Origin of the sequence: Methylophilus sp. YYY-1 (assembly GCF_029132825.1) — a bacterium.
Taxonomy (GTDB): Bacteria; Pseudomonadota; Gammaproteobacteria; order Burkholderiales; family Methylophilaceae; genus Methylophilus; species Methylophilus glucosoxydans.
On the sequence record NZ_WOVG01000003.1, the window covers coordinates 45,058 to 67,406 of the forward strand.

Consider the following 22,349-nt stretch of genomic DNA (forward strand, 5'->3'; position numbering starts at 1 on the left):
TATGCCTAAAATTACCATACTCCCCCACGCTGAACTGTGCCCTGAAGGCACCGTGATTGAAGCAGCCTCAGGGACTTCGATTTGCGACGCCTTGTTGAAGCACGACATAGACATTGATAATGCCTGTGGCGGCGTGTGTGCCTGTACTACCTGCCATGTCATTGTGCGTGCAGGCTTTAACAGCCTGAACGAGATCGAAGAAGATGAAGAAGACATGCTGGACCGTGCCTGGGGCCTGCAACCGCATTCACGCTTGTCCTGCCAGGCCGTGTTGCAGGATCAGGATGTCACGGTTGAGATTCCGAAATACAGCATCAATCTGGCCAAAGAGGGTAACCACTAGGCGCCTGAGTCCTGCGCTCCCACAAAAAAAGCCGATGCATGCATCGGCTTTTTATTTGTGCCAGACCAGCGACTAGCCAATAAATGTCTCTTCAAGGAAGTCCACTTTGCCATTCGAGATATCATAAACCGCGCCAACAATACCAATTTGTTTGCTTTGCAGCATATCATCGACAATATCACTGCAGCGGATGATGGTATCGATTTGATATTTCACATTGAGTGCACAAATCTTTTCCACGAAGTCGCCATTCTTGGAGTTACGCTGCGCCGGGTCAGAGACTGTTTTTTCGTGACGGATAGAAGGTTTGATCAGATTGATAATCTCACCAATATGCCCATCTTTAAAATCGTCGCAAGCTGCTTTGACTGCGCCGCAAGAGCTATGGCCCATGACCACAATCAGTTTGCTGCCGAGGTATTTACTGGCGAATTCAAGACTGCCAATCGCTTTATCCGAGGCAATATTGCCTGCCAGACGCACACTGAACACATCGCCCAGCGCCTGATCAAACAACAACTCCACCGGTGCTCGGGAGTCACTGCAACTGAGGAATGAAGCAAACGGGTGTTGCTTATCTTTGGTGATTTGAATCAGGCTTTTGAAGTCCTTGTCCTGCTCGAGATCACTGGTAAAACGGTGGTTGCCTTCGACCAGAATCTCCAGCGCTTCACGCGGGGTCATTTTGTCACGGTCGAGCAAGGGATGTTTGTACATATCAATCTATCCTTAATAATCAGTTTTTTATTATTGATCAGCCAAAATCTTAATGGCCAAGCATAAATTTGGGCGGGTTAAACTGGATGGTTTCAACCTCAATATTTTTCAGTTTGGCCTGTTGCTGGTAGTCTTGAATAAACTCCACCACATCATAGGCGATGGATTTGCTATTGGTGCAATCAATCACCACCTTGCTATTGCGCGGGATGGATGCCAGGACTTCGAGGATGCTCGCTTTATTAAAAAACGATACTTCTTCGGCCAAAACGAGATGATACACTTCGCGGCCCTCTTCGTTCGAGCGCGTTTGCTTGATGTAATGCGAATTACGATAGCTATGGTGCAAGGTGAAGAAAATAGCCACCACCAGGCCCAAGCCGATGCCGGTCAGCAAGTCAGTCAACACAATCGCGGCAATCGTTACCACAAACGGCACAAACTGTTCCCAACCCAAGGCATACATCTGCTTGAACAGGCTGGGTTTGGCCAGCTTATAGCCGACCATAATCAGAATCGTTGCCAGGCTGGCCAGCGGAATCATATTCAACAGGCTGGCGATGGTGATGGCACTCAACAGTAACCAAAAACCATGCAGTATCGCTGACATTTTTGTGTGTGCACCAAAGGTAATGTTTGCACTGCTACGCACGATCACCTGTGTGATCGGTAAACCGCCAATCAGGCCAGACAAAACATTGCCTAACCCCTGCGCCTTGAGCTCACGGTTGGTCGGCGTCACACGCTTGTGCGGGTCTAGTTTGTCCGTCGCCTCCACACACAGCAGGGTTTCCAGGCTGGCCACAATCGCCATCACCAATGCGGTTTTGATCACCAAAGGCTGAGCCATCTGACTAAAATCCGGGTGGGTGAAAAAACTGGCGAAGTCGCCCAGACTGCTGGCAACGGGCAAGCTCACAATCTGGTCTGCCGCCAGTTTAAAGTCCAGCCACTCATGCATAAACGCCCAGTTGAGCGCGATACCGGTTAACACCACCACAATCGGCCCTTGCAGCACTTGAAACACACGATGTTTTTTACTCAAATAGACATCCCAAAAAATCAGGATGGCAAAGGAAACAGCGGCAATCAGAATGGCGCCTGGCGTCAATAAATCCCAGGCCTGCAAAATATCACTAAATGTGTTGTGACCCCCTGCCTCCTCAAAGGCTTCGTCTCCTTCAAAGTCCGCATCATAGCCAAAGGCATGCGGAATCTGCTTGAGGATAATCAGCAAGCCGATGCCGGTCAGCATGCCTTTAATCACCGAAGATGGCACAAAATAAGCAATGAAGCCGGCTTTAAACTGGCCCAGCAAAAACTGGAACACCCCGGCCAGTACGACCGCAGCGAGAAATGCCTCATAAGAGCCCAGGTTGCTGATGGCGGCCAGCACAATCACCGCCAGGCCGGCCGCGGGTCCACTCACCCCCAGTTGCGAACCACTGGCGAGGCCAACCACAATGCCACCGATAATCCCGGCAATCACGCCGGAAAACAAAGGGGCGCCAGAAGCCAGTGCAATGCCCAGGCACAGGGGCAAGGCGACAAAAAAGACGACAATCGAAGCCGGCAGGTCGCGGTTCAAATGCGCTAACAATGACAACGGCCCTGACCGTTGAGTATCGGTTGACATGGTGTATCAGTCCTCTTTTAATTTATTCGTTTTTATCATCATTTTTTCAAATACTAGCACCGCCAGTATGCAAGGGCATGCGATCACCACATTGCAACGGAGGGAATAGAACCAGCGCTGACGGTTGTAAGCTGCCTGGTTCAGTGCCGCCTTAGTCAGCCATGGGCGCAGTGTAAGGACGCCTGCCGATAAAATGCAGTTGCATTTGCTGGTGCTTGTCAAAGCCCTTCTCAGGCTTGTCAGTCACGATGCCTGCACCAATCCATTTTCCATCGGCATCCTGTTTGGCAACCGGCACTTTTGCATAAAGCCGTTTGCTCAAAAAGTTATGATGATGCTGTTGCTTGACCGCTTGCTCCTGGTCAACATCATCCGCATGGACTGAACCCATTAAACCAAATGCAGCGATCACTGCCAACCATAATTTTTTCATTGTTTATCCTTTTCGTGTCACTGATTCATCTCAATGACGCCGGGTATCCCCTGCACCACAATGCGTTGTCTGATAACCAGATCGAACATTGTGCACGAGTCCTGACAATAAAAAATCAACCAATATACGGAGTTCGGTATATACTAAATGGCATATGCCTAACGACAGTGCTCACTCACCCATACCCCATACTGCAAATGCGCCTGCCACGGAAAGTGCATTTGCCCTGCGCAACGCCCTCAAACAAAATCAGGTGCAAATCGCGCATGAACGCCTGTTTGAAAAGCTCGGGCAGCAATTATTCAGTCATGGCTGGTCAGAGAGCCTGCTGCAATGGGTACTGGATGAGTTAAGTGGACAATTTGGTGCGCCGCATGCTCTGATCAGCCAGCAGCATGCTGGGGCGCTTAAAATTCTGGCACAAAGAGGCAATACCTATCCGGTGGGCGCGCGTATCCCCATGCTGGGTGCGCTGGCGCTATGGCTCAAGGAACCAATCACGTTTGAAGTGCATACTCAATATGTCGCCAGCTTATGGACGCTACAACCGCCCGCAGGCACAGCACCCACCTTGCATTGCTATCATCTGCCGATTGCCGTCCAGCAGCGGGCGGTTGGCCTGCTGGCACTCATGACCAGCAATCCACTTAGCCCCGCCAATCTGCAGCTATTGCATAGCCTGTGCGGATTGATTGGATTTGCCCTGCAACAATCCACCCGCACTGCCACTAGCATTGATGACAGCGTGCTGCAAAAACTGACCCCGCGCGAACGCGAGGTCTTTGCCTTGTTGCCCTCCGGCGCCAGCAATGCCATCCTGGCGCAAAAGCTGGGCATTTCACCGGGCACGATCAAGATTCATGTAGAACGTATTTTAAGCAAACTGGACTTGCGGGACCGCACACAAGCTGCAGTCAAGGCAGTTGAAGCCGGTTTTAGCAGCGACGGGCTATAAACATGCAGTGGATCGTGGCAGGCTTACACCAATTCAGCAACCGCATGAACCGGCTGTGGCAGGATTTATCGCTCACCACCAAGGGGATCGTGCTCAATGCCTTGCCGCTCACAGTCTTACTGGCGTCACTGGCGCTGATTTTTGAGAGTGAACAGCAAGCAGCCCTGCTCGAAAGACGGGTGCAGAATGCCTTGCAAATCCAGCAGGATATCCAGACCCTGCAAACCTTGTTGCTGGAAGCCTCCACGGGCGTAAGAGACTTTTTACTGACGGGTAACCGGCAATTTCTGACTGGCTACGAAAGTGCCAAGCAAAGTATGCCGCATTTGCTGCACTCACTCGAAACCAATCTGGACGATGCCTCGCAACAACACCTACTCGATGTCATTCACCCGCTGGTCGCCCAAAACCTCGAAGACCTGGCCGTGATGGCCAGTCACCGAGCACAGGAAGCCGACCAGGCGCTGATTACAAAGTTTTCCTCACAAGGCAAAGCCTTGAATCAATTGCGCAACCATTTGAATCAAATGAGCGCGCGCGAATCAGCCATCGTGGAGCAAGACAAGAAAGAAGTGATTTTTGAGCGCAAACGCAATTTGCGCATTACGCTGATGGCGGTCATCGCCGGGGTGGCGGGTTCCCTGATCGGTGTCTGGCTATTCAGCCAGACCATCGTCGCCAGGGTGAGGACCATCCGTGACAGTGCCACCCATCTGGTCAAAGGTGAACCACTGGCCTTGCCCAGCATAAGCCGCGACGAGCTCGGTGAGCTGACCAGTGAGTTGGAGCATGCCTCACAATTGCTGACTAAAAGTGCACAGGAGGCGCATCTGGCACGTGTAGAAGCCGAAGAAGCCAGTGCCGCAAAAAGTAATTTTTTGTCGCGCACCAGTCATGAGTTGCGTACACCACTCAATGCCATTTTAGGCTTTGCCCAGATCCTGGAAAATGACTTGCCCGAGGGGCGACAAAAAGACAGCGCAACCTTGATTCATAATGCGGGCCAGCATCTGTTAAAGCTGATTAACGAGGTGCTGGACATCTCGCGGATTGAAAGTGGCGATATTGACATGGCGCTGGAACACGTCTCGGTAAATGGACTGCTAGAAGAGGCTTACCACTACCTCAAGCCCTTGGAAAAGGTGCGTGATATGACTATCCAAACCGAGTTTGCAACAGATCTGGCCGTACAGGCAGACCGTCAGCGGCTGCTGCAAGTGGTACTTAACCTGCTGTCGAATGCCTTGAAATATGGCCCCGAAAACAGTGTGGTCAAGCTCAGGGCCTACCCCCAGCATGGTCAGGTACGCGTAGAGGTCGAGGATGCGGGCAAAGGCATTCCGCTCGCGATGCGCTCCCGGCTGTTTACGCCATTTGACCGCCTTGGCGCCGAACGTACCGTGACGGAAGGCACCGGCTTGGGGCTGGTGCTCAGTAAACAACTGATGGACGCCATGGGCGGGCAAATCGGGGTTGCTGAAGATAAAAGTCTATTCTGGATCAGCCTGCCGGCACAGCCTAATGCACACCCCCAGCCCATGCATGTGTCTGCGCCGGTGGAGCCAGGCGCGCCTGTGCAGCCGGTCACCACCCCTTCCACCGGCAAACGGCCTATTTTGTACGTGGAAGACAACCCGAGTAACCAGGCCCTGATTGAAGCGATTGTAAGCAAGCACCGTCACCTCAAGCTGCATCTGGCTGCCAACCTGCAGGAAAGCATGGTTTGGTTAAGGGATATGCAGCCAGATTTGCTATTGCTGGATCTCAACTTGCCAGACGGTTCGGGGGAGAGACTGATTCAGCACATACAGGCCGAGCGGCAGTCCTTGCAGTCCATGCCCATCGTCGTGTTAAGTGCGGATGCCTTGCCGGAAACCAGGGAGCGTTTGAGTCAGCTGGGCATTACTCATTATTTTACCAAGCCATTAAACGTAGCCAGTTTCAACCACCTATTGCTTAAATTATTACCAGAGTCTGTCTCATGAACATAGAACAACTGCGTGCGTCCAAAATTCTGATTATTGATGATGCTGAAGCCAACTTGCGCTTACTCGAAGAGCTGCTGACCAAAGAAGGATTTGAGCAGGTGATCAGCACCACAGACCCAACCAAGACCATGGATCTGGTCAACGCCTTTCAACCTGATTTAATCTTGCTGGATTTGATGATGCCGGTACTGGACGGGTTTGCCGTGCTCGACCAGCTCTCGCATCATGTCGGCCACAATGAATACTTGCCGGTGCTGGTACTGACTGCGGATGCGACCATCGCCACCCGTAGACGGGCGCTGGCCCTGGGGGCAAAAGATTTTTTAACCAAACCTTTTGACCCCATGGAGGCCATGTTACGCGTCTGGATTCTGCTGGAGACGCGCTGGTTATTCACCCAGCTCAAGCAACATCAACCTGATTTGCAATTGCCGGGCTATCAGTAAGCACCCTTATTGATAAGCGCGTTTGCTGGCAAAGCGCAGATTTAATAATTGACGCTGATGCTGTGCAACGCTTTGTGCCGGATCAGTTACCTTCAAGCCGGTGCCTTCCCAAGCCTGTTCTGATTTTTCAGCAGTCGCATTTACTGTTAATGGGCGTTTACCAAAGTTTTGTTGCTGAACAGGGATGCTCTGATCCGCTAATGCAGTTCCTGCAACAGTGAATAATGCCATACCCACAACAACCAATGATTTAGAAATATTCATTTGAAACTCCTGTCTTTAAGTGGTTACGAGGGCCGTCTTGCTTAACAAATGAGGCTTAACGGATTCTGTAAGTGTCATTCTGCACACAATCCCTTACAACAGCCTTGCAAATATTAAAAAAATATGAATTAAAAAAGACTTCTTGAATAAAGGGCTTTTCAGCTTGAGTTAAGGCTGCGCAGGTATCTTGACGGTTCATTGTGAAACAAGGAGCCCCAAATGAACAAAATACTGCCTTATGTATTGAGTAGCCTGCTAATTGCCAGCAGCTTGTTGCAGCCAGCTTGGGCTGACGACGACGATGAAGACGATATGCAGAAAATGGAACAAATGGTAAAAGCGTTCGGCCTGATTTCTCAACAGGAGGCACAGACCAAAGCCCTGGCAGCCAAGCCTGGCGTGGTAAAGGAGATAGAGCTGGAACGCCGCAAATTTAGAGATGGCTGGGACTACGAAGTGGAAATCGTCGATGCCAAGGGCAAAGAGTGGGAAGTCACGCTGGATGCCAAGACTGGCAAAGTGAATAGCCTCAACCGCGACTGGTTTTAACGGACCGACTCAAGCGCTTAGGCCTGCACGCCGGGCCTGAGCGTGAATGTCACCCGCAGTCCGCCCAGCCGAGGCGAATGGTCGAGTACGATGCTGCCCTGATAATGCTGCACAATATCCTGCACGATGGCCAGACCCAATCCGCTGCCCGGCTTGGATTCGTCCATACGCATGCCACGTTGCAGCAAGGCCGCCAGTTCTGAAGCCTGGCTACCGGGCCCATCGTCTTCAACAATGATGTGTATCTCCGCCTGCACCGAGATATTTAACTGAACCTGGCTGCGGCACCATTTAAACGCGTTATCCAGCACATTCCCAAGTAGTTCCAGCATGTCTTCGCGATCTATCATCACGCGCGGCTGACCGTCGTGCTGCCAGGCAAATCCTACGGTCTTTTCGCTATAGATTTTTTGCAGGGTCGCCACCAGCGTGGGTAGCACCAGTTCGAGGTCCGTGGTTTGGCTGGTATAGGCATCGCCCATCAAGCGCGCCCGTTTTAATTCGCGCTCCACATCCTGATAAATTTCGTCGGCGCAGCTTTGTACCATGTGCCGCCACTGGGCATCACTCTCTAGTGAGGCGTCCCCTGACAACAACTGTAACTGCGCGAGTCGGGTTTTAAGCCCATGGGCCAGATTGCCGATAGCCAGCCGCGAGCGCCGGGTTTTCTGGCTGGCACTTTTGAGGATACGGTTAAACTCATTGATGAGCGGCATGACTTCGGCCGGACCGCTGGCATTCATCTGCTGCAGCTCGCCACTGGCCACTTTTGCCAGGCTTTCCTTGATCTGCTGTAAGGGATGGAGCGTATTCACGACAATCCAGCGCTGCAAGGCGAGCAGTGCCAGCAACCCCAGCAAGGAAAACACGCCATACAACCAATGAAACATGCGCAAACTTTGCTGCAATTCCACCAGGCTTTCGGCGATATAAATCGTGATGGTTCGCTGCTGCTTGCGGTAGCCATGCCCCAATAACAACAATGGCTGCGACTCAGGGCCGGTCACGTGCATGACCCGCTCTTCACCCACCTTGAGCGCGCTCACCGGCAAGTTCACATCCCACCACGAGCGGGATTGGGTTTTAGACTGGTCCAGCATCACAATAAAATAACGCCCGGAAAAAGGACGCTGGTATGCCGCCGTCATCACATGCGGGGCCAAGACCAATTGCCCGTGCGCATTAACTGTAACACCGGCGAGCACCCCTTCTGCTTCCTGCTGCATGCGCGCCGTCATCTGCGACTGGATCAGGTGATCTATGGTAAACGTCACCACCGCCCATTGCAGCGTCAGCAACCCCACCAGGCTGAGCGTCAACCCTAGCGACAATTGCGTGCGTAAGGACTTCATGCTGCCTGCACGACCAACACATAGCCCTGACCGCGCCGGGTCTGGATACGGTCAGCGCCGATCTTGTGCCGCAAGCGGTTCACATAGACTTCGATCACATTACTGTCCTTGTCTGCATCATAGGCGTACACGTGTTCGGTGAGCTCGGTTTTAGAAAAAATACGCCCGGGATGCAGCATCAGATAACGTAACAGCCTGAACTCGGTGCCCGTCAACACGTGCGCGCGCTGCGCTTGCCACACCGTTTGCGTTTGCTCATCCAAACGCAGATCGTCCACCACCAACTCACCACTGACCACCCCCACCGTGCGTTTATGTACGGCCGCCAATCTGGCAATTAGCTCCTGCAAGTGAAAGGGCTTGGTCACATAGTCATCGGCGCCCACATGAAAGGCTTCGACTTTTTCCTGCCAGCTGCTACGCGCGGTCAGAACAATCACCGGCAACGCCAGCCCCTTGCGCCGCCACTCGGCCAGAATGTCCATGCCCGGACGGTCCGGCAAGCCCAAATCCAGAATCGCCAGATCATAAGGTTCCAGGCTACCCTGTATCGCGGCTTCAACGCCCGCTTGCAACCAATCGCAAGCGTAGCCCGCCTGTGCAAGTGACAGCTGCAGCTGTGCGCCCAACAAAGCATCATCTTCTACTAATAGCAACCGCATCAGTCGTCCTGCTCCATTTTTAGCAGCTGCCCGGTCTTGGCGTCCAGTTTCAGCTCCCACACCTGGCTACCCGCATCCAGTATGTCGATCTCATACACGTAGCGGCCATGTTTCTTCTCCAGCTCAACCTCGAGAATTTCACCGGGTTTGTAAGCTCTGGCTTTTTGAGAGATTTTTTCCAGACTCAGAATTTTACCTTTGGCAGACAGGCGGCCGGCATTGGCAGGGCTTTCCCCTGAATCTGCCTGCGGCAAGCAGGCTAATGTAGTGCTCATGATCAAAAGCGCGAGAAGTACTCTCCTGGCGCGACGGGGCATCCCAACCATGCTTATCCAACTCCTGCAACAGAGACTATGCCCAAAAGTTTAACAGCATTCATCTTAAACCAAGCTTAAATTGGGCCATGACCTGGCTGCATGGCCGCAGACGACGGATTATTTCAAAACCCGCCCTTTAAAAAGCCGGTTGCAGCTACAATATTGGTTTGGCACACATCTCCAACGCCCAACGCATCATGCAATTTTTATCTCACAGCTCCACCGCCCGCTTACCTACCCAGTTTGGCGAGTTTGATATCCATGTCTTTACCGATAACCGCAATGGCCTCGAACATGTTGCGCTGGCCTGCGGCAACCTGCAAGGCGCGCAGTCGCCGCTGGTCAGGGTGCATTCCGAATGTTTAACCGGCGATGTGTTTGGCTCAACACGCTGTGATTGTGGTGAACAGTTGCACCACGCGCAACGCCTGATCCAGCAAACCGGCCTGGGCCTGATCCTGTATTTAAAAAACCACGAAGGCCGCGGCATTGGCCTCAATAACAAAATGCGCGCCTATGCGCTGCAAGACCAAGGCCTGGATACCGTAGAGGCGAATATTGCCCTCGGGTTGCCGGTGGATGCCCGCACCTACGAAGCGGCCGCAGAGATGCTGCAATACTTTGAGATCAACACGATCCAGTTACTTTCCAATAATCAGGAAAAACGCACGGCCTTGCAATCGCTAGGCATCAGCGTTGCGCAGCAAGTGCCATTGCTCACGCCGCCTACGCCTGACAATCTGAAGTACCTGCAAACCAAGGTCAACAAGTTAGGGCATTTACTGCCAGATTTACCTGCTTAAAGGCAACCCGCTTCATCGCCCTCTGATACCGCCCTTCTTCCCAGCATTTGCCGACACCGGCAACGCCTGTTTCAGTCTTAAACGCTTATTCAATCCGCATGCGGCCTGCTTTTGTCAGGGCACGCTGACAGCAAGCTGCTTTTCAAAAAGCATGTCATTCATACGCAAAAAAATTATAAGTCTTTGTTTTTAATAAAATCTTACCCTGGCACGCTTTCTGCAAAGGATCGTTAAGCTAGGTCACCTTCTTGACGTACGAGTGGTGCAGTACCTGCATGACAGCCGACTTGAAAACCAGAAGGAGTTTTATCTTGAAACATGCATTTCCATTCTTTACCCATTCCCCTTTGATCGCCATCGGCCTCTCTCTGTCGATGATTACTGCCACCGTGCACGCGGACACAAACCTGTCGCCATGGCAATTACGTGCGGGGATTTCATTGATTGATCCTCAATCCCACAATGGCCGTATTATCCAAAACACCGCTGCTGTGACGGTGGATAGTCAAACCGGCCCGACCTTCAATATTGGCTACTACTTGACGCCGCACTGGGCAATCGATCTGTTGGGCGGACTCGCCTTCAAGCACCAGATCAACGTCAATGGCGAGCGTGCTGGCTCTACCAAACATTTGCCGCCCATCCTCAGCCTGCAATACCACTTCCGGCCAGAAGCGACCATACGGCCATTTGTTGGGCTCGGCATCAACTACACACGTTTTCTTGATGAAAAACTCGATAACGGCGCCAAACTGTCACTCGGCAGCTCCTGGGGGCCCGCAGTGCAAGCGGGGGTAGATGTTGCCATTGACGAGCATTGGTCTGTGGGCGGTGATATCCGCTATGCACGCATTGATACGCGCACAGAAATCAATGGCGCCAATGTTGGCAAAGTGGAGATCAACCCCACGGTTTACAGCCTTACTGTCGGCTATCGCTTTTAATCTCCCGTGAAAGGAACCCTCATGAGTCAATCCAATACACTTGCCATACCAGCATTAGACACGCTCCCGGCGGCACACCGCATTCGCAGTGACGAAGAGGCGATTGCCGTTGCAAAACAGTTAGCAGAGACCTTTGCCAAGGAAGCCTCTGCGCGCGACCGAGAGCGCCGTTTGCCAGTGGCCGAACTGGACGCATATTCGCAAAGCGGCCTGTGGGCTATCACCATCCCCAAAGCCTACGGCGGCGCGGGCGTCTCTTATCGCACCTTGGGCGAAGTGATAAAAATTATTTCTGCGGCGGACCCTTCACTGGGCCAATTACCGCAAAACCATTTTGTCATTATCGAGCATCTGATCCTGGATGCCAGCGAGAGCCAGAAGCAGTTCTTTTTTGAGCTGGTGCTCAAAGGCGCTCGCTTTGGCAATGCCTTCTCAGAAAAAGGCAGCCGCACGGTGGTCGAGTTTTCCACCCGCATCACCCCGCATGGCGAAGGTTTTGTCGTCAATGGCACCAAGTTTTTTGCCACTGGCGCCTTGCTTGCCCACTGGATTCCAATTGTAGCGGCCACTGAAGAAGGTCTGCCGTACTTGGCGCTAGCCAAACAAGGTACCCCTGGGCTGACAGTGATCAATGACTGGTCCAGCTTTGGTCAACGCACCACCGCCAGCGGAACCGTGGTGATTGAAGCCGTAAAAGTGCCTGCAGAACATGTGGTGCCGATTTACCAAGCCTTTGCCCGCCCGACCATCGCCGGACCCAGCTCGCAGTTTATTCAGGCAGCGGTCGATGCAGGTATTGCTGTCGGTACGATAGCCGCGACATTGGAATATGTGAAACAGTCTGCGCGGCCATGGATAGATGCCAAGGATATCCAGAATGCCAGCGATGACCCTTACACTATCCAGCAAATTGGCGACCTCGAATTGCGCCTGCATGCAGCAGAAGCCTTGCTAGACCGCGCCGCCGATGCCTTGACGAGAGGTGCAGCGGAAGCCAATGAAACCAATGTAGCGGCAGCCTCAATTGCCGTGGCAGAAGCCAAAGTGCTTACCACCGAGATCGCGCTATTAGCAGGTAACAAACTGTTTGAACTCAGCGGCACGCGCTCAACGCTAGAGGAGCTCAACCTTGACCGCCACTGGCGCAATGCGCGTACGCATACCCTGCACGACCCAGTGCGCTGGAAGTTTCATGCCATCGGTAACTACTATTTAAACCAGGTAAATCCGCCCCGTCACCCTTGGTTATAAGCATGTAAGCAAACGGTATAACCCCAGCTTAACACCGGGGTTATACTTTAATACCAATACAATAAATCACAACAATCCTTACAGGAGCTGAGCGATGAAACAAGAAACCCTTTCCATTCATGGCGGCTATCGCCCGGACCCGACCACCAAGGCGGTTGCGGTCCCGCTTTATCAGACAACCTCTTACGCTTTTGATAACACGCAACACGGCGCAGATTTATTTGACCTCAAGGTGCAAGGTAATATTTATACGCGCATCATGAACCCGACCACTGCAGTACTTGAGGAGCGCCTGGCACAACTGGAGGGCGGCATAGGCGCACTGGCGCTGGCTTCCGGCATGGCCGCCATCACTTATGCCATTCAAACCATTGCCGAGGCAGGCGATAATATCGTCTCAGTCTCGACGCTGTATGGCGGCACCTATAACTTTTTTGCGCACACCTTGCCCAAACAAGGCATTGAAGTCAGGTTTTTTGATTACCGCGATCCGGCCTCTTTAGAAAAACTCATCGACAGCCGTACCAAACTGGTGTTTGCTGAAACCATAGGTAACCCGCTCGGCAATGTGGTCGATCTCGCCGCCATCAGCGCGGCTGCGCACAAACATGGCGTGCCGGTGATTGTCGATAACACCGTCGCCACGCCGATTTTGTCGCGGCCATTTGAGCATGGCGTGGATATCGTGGTGCACTCGCTGACCAAATATATCGGCGGTCACGGCAACTCCATAGGCGGCATCATTGTCGATAGCGGCAAATTCCCGTGGGGAGAACACGCTGAGCGCTTCCCCAGCCTCAACACCCCAGACCCCAGCTACCACGGTGTCAACTATGTAGAGGCATTAGGCCCCGCCGCCTACATCGCCCGCGCCCGCGTCGTGCCTTTGCGCAATACCGGCGCCGCCATCAGCCCGTTTAACAGCTTTTTGATTTTGCAAGGCCTGGAAACGCTGGCCCTCAGAATCGAGCGCCACAGCACCAACGCGCTGGCCGTCGCAAATTACCTGAAACAACACCCCAAAGTAAAATGGGTCAGATACGCCGGGCTTGCAGACCATCCCGATCATTCACTGGTGAAAAAATACCTCAACGGCCACGCCTCAGGCATCTTGTCTTTTGGCGTGCAAGACGGCCGCGAAGGCGGCACCCGCTTTATTGATGCCTTGCAGCTGTTCACGCGCCTGGTCAATATCGGCGATGCCAAAAGTCTCGCTTGTCACCCGGCCACTACCACCCACCGTCAGCTTAATGCTGAGGAACTGGCACGCGCTGGCGTAAGTGAAGATATGGTCAGATTATCGGTAGGCATTGAACATATTGATGATTTGATTGCGGATTTGGAGCAGGCGTTGTCTAAAGTTTAAGATTGATCGCAAATCGGCCATGTCAGTTTTGATATTGTGGCTAACTATAAGAGCGCAGCAGAGATGTTGCGCTTTTTTCTTAAATTAACAGCACATGGCTGTTTTCCAACAATCAGTTAGCTTGATCAGAAATGAACAGCAACCCCTTGAGGGTTAATAGTCGCGACTGCTTTTACCAGCATATATTTAATATTGCATTTTTGTAAAAGCTTGAAGATAATCAGTTTGACTTTAGTAATCATAAAAAGCTTTAAATGGTGCAACCAGCAGGTGTGTTTCATGCATGATATGTAAATAAAAACTATTAATATAAACACATGCTAGATATTCATAGAAATATCGAATATAGAGAATAAGTTATACACCGATTTCGTTATATATATTACGTTAGGGGTTAAAGTGTTTTTTCGTGTATTTATCTTGTCCTTTCTTTGCACTGTTATATCACTCGGTTATGCGAGCGAATATGAATGTTCCAAACTTGCATCCACAGTAGATAATGCTGAAAAAAACTATCGCCCTCCATTGGTGGCCAAAGTCATTGGAAATAGCCGACTTTATTTCCATAGCGCTCCAAAAAGCAAGTGCCAAATCAAAGGAGTATTTGTAATTAACGGTGATTCACTTACCGTTTATAAATCTTACGGCAACTGGGCAAATGTTATGTTTATTAGCAAGGATGGAGAAGATTTCATCGGTTGGGTCCAAGAAAGTAAAATCAAAATAATTGGTCAATATGGTCGCAATCCCTAACCCATCAATTAAGCGGGACTGGCGAAAGAGTTCTTCGATGAACCAGTTTTCAATAACGAGGGTATGCGATAAATTGTCGCCAGCCCCTTATCTCAAACGTTATGCCTAAAACATTACATTAAAGGTGTGATATGACAGATAGCAAATGGGTACGTAACATATATACAGGTGTCGGCGGGGGTGCATATACTGGCGTAGGTGGTGGCTTGTACACTGGTGTTGGTGGCGGGGCATACACTGGGATTGGCGGTGGTTGTTACACAGGTGTAGGTGGGGGACTGTATACCGGAGTTGGGGGAGGTCTTTACACAGGTGTAGGTGGGGGACTGTATACTGGTGTAGGTGGTGGCTTATACACAGGTGTTGGCGGGGGACTGTATACAGGAGTAGGCGGCGGCCTTTACGCTGGCCCCAGTGGTGGAATGTACGCTGGACCAGACTCTAAGCCGTACATGAGCAATATCCCTCCTTGGCCTCACTTTCTTAGGGAGCTGGAAAATAGAGGCTTTCAACAACAGGCAGCACTGATTCGACACCATCTCCCTGAGCAATTCTGGCCAGAGAATTTCTTCCACTAATGTGGCCTTATCCATCAAGCGTGACGCGCTAAAGCGCGCCCATTATATCAAACGTTAGGCCTTTTACAGTCCTAAACGAGAAATTCAACGGATGAACAAATTGCAACCCGACCCTCGTATAGACGCAGAATGGATAGCGCTCAGCGCATTCCGTGAACTTTTGAAGATTTCGACCAAAGGCAGTATGTCAAAGTCTACTTACGCTGAAGCGTTTGAGTTCGGTGCCGCCCTCTACCCAGCACTTTTGGGCGATGAGTCAAGCATTCTTCGCCAGGCGAATGAATCAAATACTGCACGGGAATACCGGCAGCGTGCCCGATTGAAAAGCGAAGCAGCGGGCAACCCAATTCACCCGCTTGGCTTGCTTGACGAAGATATTTCAGAACTCGTGCAATTACTTGAGTTGGCCAAAAAGTCCAAAGAGAAGGGACGTGTCGATCAATTAAAAAATCGGCTCAAGACGCTCCGTCGAGCGCGCGACGAGATTGCTCCGCCCGCGCACACTGAAACCCAACTTATTGCGCGGGATACAAACGCGTTTCCTGCGGGACTTCCGACTCTCGGCAATGGCAAAGGTTACAAAGCCTTTGAGCTACCCGATGGGAATGCGCTTCGAGTGCATATCTTTCATCCCGACAAACCTGAACACGTGTCTGGCGCGGACGTTCTGTATGAGCGACATGATCCTTCTACCGATAGCGCCACATTGGTGTTTGTGCAGTACAAAATTTGGGAGAAGCAGAGTCTCAGCCTAAATGATCCGCGCATGCAGTCACAATTAGCGAAACTCAAATCTGTAGTCTGTGACGGTGGTCTTTGCACCATCGAAAGTGTTAAAGCACCGTACCGATTCCCCCACTGTGCTGCATTTTTGCGCCCCACAGACAAACTTCAGAATCCGGACCAAAAATTGATTAGCAGCGGAGAGCATCTTCCTATATGCAAGATTGAAGAGTGCGCAAAGACGAATCGTTTTAATACACCCGTCCTTGACTTCGATGGGGTTCGTCGCACGTCCTTGTCTGGAACTGCGTTCGAATACATGTTCACCTACAACAAAGTAGGCTCCCGGCCGGTTCCGTATGAAGAACTGGAGCAGCTGTACCATCGCCTCAGCATAAATGCTGAACCTGGTAACCTGCTTGTTCATGCACAGGAGTTCGAGCTTGCGTTTGGTGACGATGAGGCCTAACTGGGCGTTAGATATCAGCCCTGTAGTGTACGCAACTTGTTGCCCACGTGTTCAATCCCACGCAAATTGATTCAATGTCGGATCACCAACGCGCCAACCCTTCTAAAGCAAGTTACCTTTCACAGTAGTCACTTACAGTAAGCAACGGTTTTTATGTGATGACGATGTGCGCTTTGCGCTACGGGTAGCTACCCTATTGCTACACCGTTATTGTGACTATCGAATCCTCGTTGAGACTAGACAATAGCTCATCTCAGCTCTGATTTTTCCTATACTTAAAGCAATCCAAGTATGCTGTTTGGTATATACCAACCTACCTACATCTATAGACGATTTATGGAAAAAGTCCGCGCATAATGCAAACCATCGTGATTGAGCAAAGTTTTAAAAGATTGCCATCACATTGACTAACAGATAGGAGAACAAACATGCGTAACGTTATTTCTGCAATGGCTTTAGTAAGTGGTTTTATTGTTGCTGCCCCAGTGGTGGCGGTTGAACAAAATGGTGGGATTGAAAAAGTACAAACTGCTCAACACTTTTTGAGTAAGCGTCCATATGCTCAACCAGTGGTTGCCAAAGCTGACGGTGAGCAACCCTGGGTAGGCGCGACACTGGTGGTGGATGGTAACAACGGACGTGCGAACGTTCATGAAGTGCAAAAACTGCACATGCTTGGTAAACGCGCTTTTTAATCCACGGCATAGGGTCCACGTGAACAGGTGAAGCGCCCCAAATGCTTTAGGACAAATTTAGGAGATTACAAATGAAAAAATTATTTTTAACCGTATTGGCTTTAGGCTTTGTGGCGCAAGTAAATGCAGCTGACTTACCAGATAACGAGCAAAGTGTAGGCCAGTCGCATCACAATCACTTTATCGGGAAACGTCCCTACAACAAAATTATTGATAAGCCAGCCAAGGGTGCTGATCAAGCCTGGGAAGGCACTGGTTTAGTGGCTGAGGACCCGGAACAAGCTGAAAAGAAACTGATGAAACATAATCAACATCAAATGAATTTTATTGGTAAACGGCCATATGTTGCACCTCATAACCCTGACTAACGCCTGATTTACCAAACGATTTTAAATCTCTCTGTGTTATCCGCCTGTTTTTTTGGGCGGTTTTTTTTATTCATTCGCACGCTAGAAAATCAAGAGACTGGCCACTCCACTTTTCATCGACTCAAAGGTGGGGAATTTTGCTGAACATTGGGAAAGTAGCTCAGAGTTTGAAGAGAGTGAATTTGGGAATAGTTGGAGCGTATTTGGAATTGTGACGCGTGGGCAACGAGTTGCCCACCCTACTACACTTAGCGCCTAAACTTTACGCCTCGCGAAGAAACCAATGAATGCAAAACCAGCTAATAACATCACATAGGTGGAAGGTTCCGGCACCGGTGCAACCTCTGTAGAAACCCATGGACCATTTGTGCCTGACTTAGTAATTCCAAGCTCATGGTCTTTAGCAGTAATGAAAATAGTGCCAAAGGCAATTTGGATATCTGCCCAAACCGGCGAGGTACGAGGTTGAGAAAACATAGTAAAGACATTGGTCAAATGACCGCTATTGAAACTAAATATGCCAAAAACCAGAGTAGAGTTATCTGGAGTTAAAGTGTATGAGCCAGAAGTAAAACTCCAATCTGTCACTTGCTGAACAAATACATCACCTGTGAAATTTGAAGTTACTGAATTATCAAAGCTTAGCGAAGATTCAAGATGAGTACCAAGCACAGGCGCAATAGGTAAGGCGTCCGCGCCAAAATAATAGTTGTTGTAGGTGAACCCATCGCTTATGGTTGCCTCATGATAATTCGCAGATATAGAAGTGAATGTACTAGCTGATGCAACAGGTGACAATAAAATTCCGCTAACAGATAAAAAAAGTAAGAATAGCTTTTTCATGCAATGCCTCGTTAAGTTTAATTAATTTTTATTTAATCATATCACCTACTGATAAATGCATCTATTAAATCTCTATGACATTTGGCATTCAGCAACGCTACGCTTTTTGTTTACTACTTCAGATTAAAACACCCGCAATTGCGTCGGCTTCAAATACACCGTCTCGCCCTGCTTAAAACTTAACTGATTAAACTGCTCTCTCCCCAGTTCCACATCCACATATTGCTCGTTGTCTGCGCGCTTGATTTCCAACCGCACCAGTGAGCCGACAGAATGCACGTAGGTGAGCGATCCGGCGATGGTTTGTGCGTCGGCCTCACGGCTGACTGCAATTTCATAGGGGCGTACAAAGCCTTTGCCTTGCGGGGTTTCAAAGGCGTTTACATTGCCCAAAAACTCATACACAAACGGCGTGGCCGGATTATCGTAAACAGCTTGTGGTGAGCCCACCTGCTCTACTTGGCCGTGGTTCATGACGACGATGGTGTCGGCGACTTCGAGGGCTTCTTCCTGGTCGTGCGTGACGAATACACTGGTCACATGCAGTTCGTCATGCAGGCGGCGCAGCCAGCGGCGCAGGTCTTTACGCACTTTGGCGTCTAGCGCGCCAAATGGCTCGTCCAGCAACAGTACTTTTGGCTCGACGGCCAAGGCACGTGCCAAGGCAATCCGTTGGCGCTGGCCGCCAGACAATTGCGGTGGATAGCGGTCAGCCAGCCAGTCGAGTTGCACCAGTTTGAGCAAGTCATGCACGCGTTTTTTGATCTCGGCTTCTGACGGCCGCGTTTCTTTGGGGCGCACGCGCAGGCCAAAGGCGACGTTTTCAAACACGGTCATATGGCGGAACAGCGCATAATGCTGGAACACAAAACCAACCTGGCGCTCGCGCACATCACGGTGGGTGGTGTCTACACCATCAAACAGCACCTGGCCGCTGTCAGGGGTCTCCAGGCCAGCGATAATGCGTAACAGCGTGGTTTTGCCGCAGCCTGAAGGCCCAAGCAAGGCCACCAGCTCGCCTGAGGGGACTTGCAGATTGATATCGCGCAGGGCACTAAACTGGCCAAACCCTTTATTGATCTGTTGTATGGTAATGCTCATCTTAAGCCGTCACTTCCTTTTCAATCGCGGCGGCATCGCGGGATGCCTGCCATTCAACATAGGTTTTCAAAATCAGGGTTACCAGGGCCAGCAGCGTCAATAATGAAGCCACTGCAAAGGCCGCAGCGTAGTTATATTCGTTATACAAAATCTCGACATGCAAAGGCATGGTGTTGGTGAGGCCGCGGATATGGCCTGAGACCACTGACACGGCGCCAAACTCGCCCATGGCACGTGCGTTGGTCAAGATCACGCCGTAAATCAGCCCCCATTTCACATTGGGCAGGGTCACATGCCAAAGCATTTTCCAGCCAGAGGCGCCCAGCACCAGTGCAGCCTCTTCCTCTTCTTTGCCTTGCGCCTGCATGAGCGGGATCAACTCGCGCGCCACAAACGGGAAGGTCACAAAAATCGTCGCCAGCACAATGCCTGGCACGGCAAACACCACTTTCAGGTCATGATCAATCAGCCATTCGCCAAACCAGCCTTGCAGGCCAAAAATCAGCACAAAGATCAACCCGGCGATCACCGGCGAGACCGCAAACGGCAGGTCAATCAAGGTAATCAAAAAGCTTTTGCCTTTAAAGTCAAACTTGGTAATCGCCCAGGCGGCGGCCACACCAAATACCAGATTCAGAGGCACCGAGATCAGCGAGGCGATCAGAGTCAGCTTCATCGCGGACAAGGCATCAGCTTCGGTGATCGCAGCCAGGTAGACGTCCCAGCCTTTGCGCAAGGCCTCGGTAAAAACGGCGGCCAGCGGCACCAGCAAAAACAGCCCTAAAAACGCCAGCGCCAGGCCAATCAAGCCCCAGCGGACCCAAGTGGGTTCAGAGGTGGCGCGTTTGTAAGCCACTTTGCCCTGATATTGTTGAAATTGTGTGGTTTGCATCATCCTACCTATGGTTTATCAAAATATACGCAACGCTATGCTTTGAGCGGCCGCCCATTATTTAGCGCCATGGCGGTGACTACTCCACCATTGCAGCAAGTTGATCAATAACAGCAACACAAACGAAATCACCAGCATCACAACGGCAATGGCCGTGGCGCCCGCATAATCATATTGTTCAAGTTTGGTGATGATCATGAGCGGCGTAATCTCGGAAATCATCGGCATATTGCCGGCGATAAAGATGACAGAACCATACTCACCCACCGCGCGAGCAAATGCCAGCGAGAAACCGGTAAGTAGCGCCGGCCAGATGGCGGGCAGAATAATTTTGTAAAAGGTTTGCCAGCGGTTGGCGCCCAAGCTGGCCGCTGCTTCTTCGGCCTCGGCACTAAAGTCTTCGAGCACCGGTTGTACGGTACGCACCACAAACGGCAAGCCAATAAAGGTGAGCGCCACCACCACGCCGAGTGGGGTAAACGCGACTTTAATGCCATGCGGCTCCAGCCAATGGCCTAACCAGCCATTCGGCGCATAAATCGCGGTGAGTGAAATCCCGGCCACCGCCGTCGGCAAGGCAAACGGCAAGTCGACCAGTGCATCGAACACTTTTTTGCCAAAAAACTGATACCTGACAAAGACCCAGGCAGTGAGCAGGCCAAATACCAGATTGATCAGCGCTGCAATCAATGAGGCGCCAAAGGTTAGTTTATAGGTAGCAACCACGCGTGGCGTGGTGACCACCGCCCAAAACTCATGCCAGCTGAGCTCGGTGGTGCGCAGAAAAACAGCGGCTAAAGGGATGAGAACGATTAGGCTTAGGTAGACCAGCGTGTAGCCGAGTGACAAGCCAAATCCGGGGAGTAAATGTTTCTTTTTTTGTGATGCCATGGTGTATGGTGATCCGTTAAACAGGCGCTAATATAGCTGCATTCTTTTAAATCATTAAAGAATGAATAATCATTAATTTATAAGCGCCTGTTATATAAAGCGTGATGGATTAGGCAACTTTTGGCGTGCGGTGCTGGTATTGGTCATTAATGACCTTGGCCACCACCGGTGCGGCCAGCAAGTTGCCCTGCAACACGGTCGCCCCGGCTGAGATCGCAATATCCAGTTGCTGCTGGGTTTCAATGCCCACAATCACCGGCGTGCTGCCCAAATCCTGCACGCTGGACACCAGCCCCTTGAGTGCCTTGGCCAAGCCCGGTTGTTGCGCGGCCTGCTGAATCACAGAGATATCAAACTTGATAAAGTCATGCTGCACGCTCCACAAGCGGTACAGCTTGCTTTGGTGGCCGCCGACATGATCAAACGCAATCTGATAGCCCAAAGCGCGATAGTTCTCCACGGCAGCGATCAGGTGCTTGTCCTGCTCGATCAGAGACTCGTTGATCTCGAGCACAACGCGATGCGTAGGCACCGAATACTTATGCAGGATCTGCTCAAACACCTTGCCGTGGGCGCTGACCTCCAGCAGTAATTTTGGATGCACGTTTAAAAACAGCAAGCCGTTTTCCTGATGGATGGCCCGGTAATTGAGCACGTGCTGCGAGCGGCATACGCGGTCAAACTGCACCAGCTTGCCGGACTGCTCGGCATAGGTAAACGCAAACTCGGGGGTGCTGCCCAGGGTGCCAAACAATGAGGGACGAATCAGGGCTTCATAGCCATAAATATCCCCTTGTTTGGCATCGTAGATCGGCTGAAAAGCGGTTTTAAGATGAACACCGATAAAGGTGCTTTCATACTCGCCCGAGCTGGCCTCCAGCAAGCCAAGCTCTTCCAGGTCCAGCGCAAGCACCTGTTTGAGTTCGGCACGCAATTGCACAATGTGCTCCGGCTCTGGGGATAACTGTTTTTGTGTCATCATGACTCCTTTCTGCGTTTAAGCATGCGCT

General features: G+C 51.1%; 25 protein-coding genes. 13 read left to right on the forward strand and 12 right to left on the reverse strand.

The features are described 5' to 3' along the window. Position 1: 1 nt before the first annotated feature. Complete coding sequence (gene fdx, locus GOC95_RS09440) at positions 2–343, forward strand: ISC system 2Fe-2S type ferredoxin (RefSeq protein WP_194747020.1); 342 nt, start codon at positions 2–4, stop codon at positions 341–343. Between the two features lie 72 nt (positions 344–415). Here fdx and GOC95_RS09445 read toward each other — a convergent pair whose 3' ends face one another. The 3 genes from GOC95_RS09445 to GOC95_RS09455 form a co-directional block, all read right to left on the reverse strand. Continuing rightward, a complete protein-coding gene (locus GOC95_RS09445; protein WP_194747021.1) occupies positions 416–1,060 on the reverse strand; it encodes a carbonic anhydrase in 645 nt (214 codons plus the stop codon). A 49-nt stretch (positions 1,061–1,109) separates the two neighbouring features. Continuing rightward, complete coding sequence (locus tag GOC95_RS09450) at positions 1,110–2,696, reverse strand: SulP family inorganic anion transporter (RefSeq protein WP_275356833.1); 1,587 nt, start codon at positions 2,694–2,696, stop codon at positions 1,110–1,112. Positions 2,697–2,847: 151 nt separating this feature from the next. Further along, complete coding sequence (locus GOC95_RS09455) at positions 2,848–3,129, reverse strand: hypothetical protein (RefSeq protein WP_275356834.1); 282 nt, start codon at positions 3,127–3,129, stop codon at positions 2,848–2,850. A 154-nt stretch (positions 3,130–3,283) separates the two neighbouring features. Here GOC95_RS09455 and GOC95_RS09460 point away from each other — a divergent pair, with 154 nt between their 5' ends. Genes GOC95_RS09460 through GOC95_RS09470 form a run of 3 tightly spaced genes read left to right on the forward strand, consistent with a single transcriptional unit; the run spans position 3,284 to position 6,518 of the window. Further along, a complete protein-coding gene (locus GOC95_RS09460; RefSeq protein WP_194747024.1) occupies positions 3,284–4,084 on the forward strand; it encodes a LuxR C-terminal-related transcriptional regulator in 801 nt (266 codons plus the stop codon). Positions 4,085–4,086: 2 nt separating this feature from the next. Further along, entirely contained in the window at positions 4,087–6,069 is a 1,983-nt protein-coding gene (locus GOC95_RS09465; RefSeq protein ID WP_275356835.1) for an ATP-binding protein, read from the forward strand. Then, entirely contained in the window at positions 6,066–6,518 is a 453-nt protein-coding gene (locus GOC95_RS09470) for a response regulator (RefSeq protein ID WP_194747026.1), read from the forward strand. Before GOC95_RS09465 ends, GOC95_RS09470 begins: the two co-directional genes overlap by 4 nt. Positions 6,519–6,524: 6 nt before the next feature. Here GOC95_RS09470 and GOC95_RS09475 read toward each other — a convergent pair whose 3' ends face one another. Next, a complete protein-coding gene (locus tag GOC95_RS09475) occupies positions 6,525–6,782 on the reverse strand; it encodes a hypothetical protein (RefSeq protein ID WP_194747027.1) in 258 nt (85 codons plus the stop codon). 219 nt (positions 6,783–7,001) lie between these two features. Here GOC95_RS09475 and GOC95_RS09480 point away from each other — a divergent pair, with 219 nt between their 5' ends. Next, entirely contained in the window at positions 7,002–7,331 is a 330-nt protein-coding gene (locus GOC95_RS09480) for a PepSY domain-containing protein (RefSeq protein ID WP_275356836.1), read from the forward strand. Between the two features lie 17 nt (positions 7,332–7,348). Here the strand turns inward: GOC95_RS09480 and GOC95_RS09485 are convergent, their stop codons facing one another. The 3 genes from GOC95_RS09485 to GOC95_RS09495 are packed head-to-tail and all read right to left on the reverse strand — an operon-like array spanning position 7,349 to position 9,620. Beyond that, on the reverse strand, positions 7,349–8,683 hold the full coding sequence (locus tag GOC95_RS09485) for an ATP-binding protein (RefSeq protein ID WP_194747029.1): 1,335 nt from the start codon (positions 8,681–8,683) through the stop codon (positions 7,349–7,351). Continuing rightward, positions 8,680–9,345, reverse strand: coding sequence for a response regulator transcription factor (locus GOC95_RS09490; RefSeq protein WP_275356837.1), 666 nt, complete (start codon positions 9,343–9,345; stop codon positions 8,680–8,682). The genes GOC95_RS09485 and GOC95_RS09490 overlap by 4 nt, the downstream gene beginning before the upstream one ends. Beyond that, the gene (locus GOC95_RS09495) at positions 9,345–9,620 is read right to left on the reverse strand and encodes a PepSY domain-containing protein (protein WP_275356838.1); all 276 of its coding nucleotides are present in this window, start codon (positions 9,618–9,620) and stop codon (positions 9,345–9,347) included. The genes GOC95_RS09490 and GOC95_RS09495 overlap by 1 nt, the downstream gene beginning before the upstream one ends. A 239-nt stretch (positions 9,621–9,859) precedes the next feature. Between GOC95_RS09495 and ribA the strand changes: the two genes are divergently transcribed. The 8 genes from ribA to GOC95_RS09535 all read left to right on the forward strand — a co-directional run bounded on the left by ribA (position 9,860) and on the right by GOC95_RS09535 (position 17,612). Then, positions 9,860–10,465: a GTP cyclohydrolase II gene (gene ribA / locus GOC95_RS09500; protein ID WP_275356839.1), complete on the forward strand. Its 606-nt coding sequence runs from the start codon at positions 9,860–9,862 to the stop codon at positions 10,463–10,465. Positions 10,466–10,776: 311 nt separating this feature from the next. Continuing rightward, positions 10,777–11,409: an OmpW family outer membrane protein gene (locus tag GOC95_RS09505; RefSeq protein WP_275356840.1), complete on the forward strand. Its 633-nt coding sequence runs from the start codon at positions 10,777–10,779 to the stop codon at positions 11,407–11,409. Between the two features lie 21 nt (positions 11,410–11,430). Then, positions 11,431–12,660 (forward strand): SfnB family sulfur acquisition oxidoreductase, encoded by a 1,230-nt coding sequence (locus tag GOC95_RS09510; RefSeq protein WP_275356841.1) that lies wholly within the window; start codon positions 11,431–11,433, stop codon positions 12,658–12,660. Between the two features lie 94 nt (positions 12,661–12,754). Then, positions 12,755–14,026 (forward strand): aminotransferase class I/II-fold pyridoxal phosphate-dependent enzyme, encoded by a 1,272-nt coding sequence (locus GOC95_RS09515; protein WP_275356842.1) that lies wholly within the window; start codon positions 12,755–12,757, stop codon positions 14,024–14,026. A gap of 399 nt (positions 14,027–14,425) precedes the next feature. After that, positions 14,426–14,779, forward strand: coding sequence for a hypothetical protein (locus GOC95_RS09520; protein ID WP_275356843.1), 354 nt, complete (start codon positions 14,426–14,428; stop codon positions 14,777–14,779). A gap of 669 nt (positions 14,780–15,448) precedes the next feature. Further along, the gene (locus GOC95_RS09525; protein ID WP_275356844.1) at positions 15,449–16,549 is read left to right on the forward strand and encodes a hypothetical protein; all 1,101 of its coding nucleotides are present in this window, start codon (positions 15,449–15,451) and stop codon (positions 16,547–16,549) included. A 428-nt stretch (positions 16,550–16,977) separates the two neighbouring features. Next, on the forward strand, positions 16,978–17,244 hold the full coding sequence (locus GOC95_RS09530) for a hypothetical protein (protein WP_275356845.1): 267 nt from the start codon (positions 16,978–16,980) through the stop codon (positions 17,242–17,244). Positions 17,245–17,315: 71 nt separating this feature from the next. Beyond that, positions 17,316–17,612 (forward strand): hypothetical protein, encoded by a 297-nt coding sequence (locus tag GOC95_RS09535; protein WP_275356846.1) that lies wholly within the window; start codon positions 17,316–17,318, stop codon positions 17,610–17,612. Positions 17,613–17,867: 255 nt separating this feature from the next. Here GOC95_RS09535 and GOC95_RS09540 read toward each other — a convergent pair whose 3' ends face one another. The 5 genes from GOC95_RS09540 to GOC95_RS09560 form a co-directional block, all read right to left on the reverse strand. Further along, complete coding sequence (locus GOC95_RS09540; protein ID WP_275356847.1) at positions 17,868–18,455, reverse strand: PEP-CTERM sorting domain-containing protein; 588 nt, start codon at positions 18,453–18,455, stop codon at positions 17,868–17,870. Between the two features lie 123 nt (positions 18,456–18,578). After that, on the reverse strand, positions 18,579–19,556 hold the full coding sequence (locus tag GOC95_RS09545; protein ID WP_275356848.1) for a sulfate ABC transporter ATP-binding protein: 978 nt from the start codon (positions 19,554–19,556) through the stop codon (positions 18,579–18,581). 1 nt (position 19,557) lies between these two features. Further along, positions 19,558–20,448, reverse strand: a complete 891-nt coding sequence (gene cysW / locus GOC95_RS09550; protein WP_275356849.1) for a sulfate ABC transporter permease subunit CysW — start codon at positions 20,446–20,448, stop codon at positions 19,558–19,560. Between the two features lie 57 nt (positions 20,449–20,505). Next, positions 20,506–21,339, reverse strand: a complete 834-nt coding sequence (cysT, locus tag GOC95_RS09555) for a sulfate ABC transporter permease subunit CysT (protein WP_194747044.1) — start codon at positions 21,337–21,339, stop codon at positions 20,506–20,508. A 109-nt stretch (positions 21,340–21,448) separates the two neighbouring features. After that, on the reverse strand, positions 21,449–22,318 hold the full coding sequence (locus GOC95_RS09560; RefSeq protein ID WP_275357218.1) for an EAL domain-containing protein: 870 nt from the start codon (positions 22,316–22,318) through the stop codon (positions 21,449–21,451). Positions 22,319–22,349 lie beyond the last annotated feature (31 nt).

Bases quoted from the DNA above. Each gene is read 5' to 3' on its own strand.
- fdx (WP_194747020.1), top strand. From the start codon at position 2: ATGCCTAAAATTACCATACTCCCCCACGCTGAACTGTGCCCTGAAGGC.
- GOC95_RS09445 (WP_194747021.1), bottom strand. From the start codon at position 1,060: ATGTACAAACATCCCTTGCTCGACCGTGACAAAATGACCCCGCGTGAA.
- GOC95_RS09450 (WP_275356833.1), bottom strand. From the start codon at position 2,696: ATGTCAACCGATACTCAACGGTCAGGGCCGTTGTCATTGTTAGCGCAT.
- GOC95_RS09455 (WP_275356834.1), bottom strand. From the start codon at position 3,129: ATGAAAAAATTATGGTTGGCAGTGATCGCTGCATTTGGTTTAATGGGT.
- GOC95_RS09460 (WP_194747024.1), top strand. From the start codon at position 3,284: ATGCCTAACGACAGTGCTCACTCACCCATACCCCATACTGCAAATGCG.
- GOC95_RS09465 (WP_275356835.1), top strand. From the start codon at position 4,087: ATGCAGTGGATCGTGGCAGGCTTACACCAATTCAGCAACCGCATGAAC.
- GOC95_RS09470 (WP_194747026.1), top strand. From the start codon at position 6,066: ATGAACATAGAACAACTGCGTGCGTCCAAAATTCTGATTATTGATGAT.
- GOC95_RS09475 (WP_194747027.1), bottom strand. From the start codon at position 6,782: ATGAATATTTCTAAATCATTGGTTGTTGTGGGTATGGCATTATTCACT.
- GOC95_RS09480 (WP_275356836.1), top strand. From the start codon at position 7,002: ATGAACAAAATACTGCCTTATGTATTGAGTAGCCTGCTAATTGCCAGC.
- GOC95_RS09485 (WP_194747029.1), bottom strand. From the start codon at position 8,683: ATGAAGTCCTTACGCACGCAATTGTCGCTAGGGTTGACGCTCAGCCTG.
- GOC95_RS09490 (WP_275356837.1), bottom strand. From the start codon at position 9,345: ATGCGGTTGCTATTAGTAGAAGATGATGCTTTGTTGGGCGCACAGCTG.
- GOC95_RS09495 (WP_275356838.1), bottom strand. From the start codon at position 9,620: ATGAGCACTACATTAGCCTGCTTGCCGCAGGCAGATTCAGGGGAAAGC.
- ribA (WP_275356839.1), top strand. From the start codon at position 9,860: ATGCAATTTTTATCTCACAGCTCCACCGCCCGCTTACCTACCCAGTTT.
- GOC95_RS09510 (WP_275356841.1), top strand. From the start codon at position 11,431: ATGAGTCAATCCAATACACTTGCCATACCAGCATTAGACACGCTCCCG.
- GOC95_RS09515 (WP_275356842.1), top strand. From the start codon at position 12,755: ATGAAACAAGAAACCCTTTCCATTCATGGCGGCTATCGCCCGGACCCG.
- GOC95_RS09525 (WP_275356844.1), top strand. From the start codon at position 15,449: ATGAACAAATTGCAACCCGACCCTCGTATAGACGCAGAATGGATAGCG.
- GOC95_RS09530 (WP_275356845.1), top strand. From the start codon at position 16,978: ATGCGTAACGTTATTTCTGCAATGGCTTTAGTAAGTGGTTTTATTGTT.
- GOC95_RS09535 (WP_275356846.1), top strand. From the start codon at position 17,316: ATGAAAAAATTATTTTTAACCGTATTGGCTTTAGGCTTTGTGGCGCAA.
- GOC95_RS09540 (WP_275356847.1), bottom strand. From the start codon at position 18,455: ATGAAAAAGCTATTCTTACTTTTTTTATCTGTTAGCGGAATTTTATTG.
- GOC95_RS09545 (WP_275356848.1), bottom strand. From the start codon at position 19,556: ATGAGCATTACCATACAACAGATCAATAAAGGGTTTGGCCAGTTTAGT.
- cysW (WP_275356849.1), bottom strand. From the start codon at position 20,448: ATGCAAACCACACAATTTCAACAATATCAGGGCAAAGTGGCTTACAAA.
- cysT (WP_194747044.1), bottom strand. From the start codon at position 21,339: ATGGCATCACAAAAAAAGAAACATTTACTCCCCGGATTTGGCTTGTCA.
- GOC95_RS09560 (WP_275357218.1), bottom strand. From the start codon at position 22,318: ATGACACAAAAACAGTTATCCCCAGAGCCGGAGCACATTGTGCAATTG.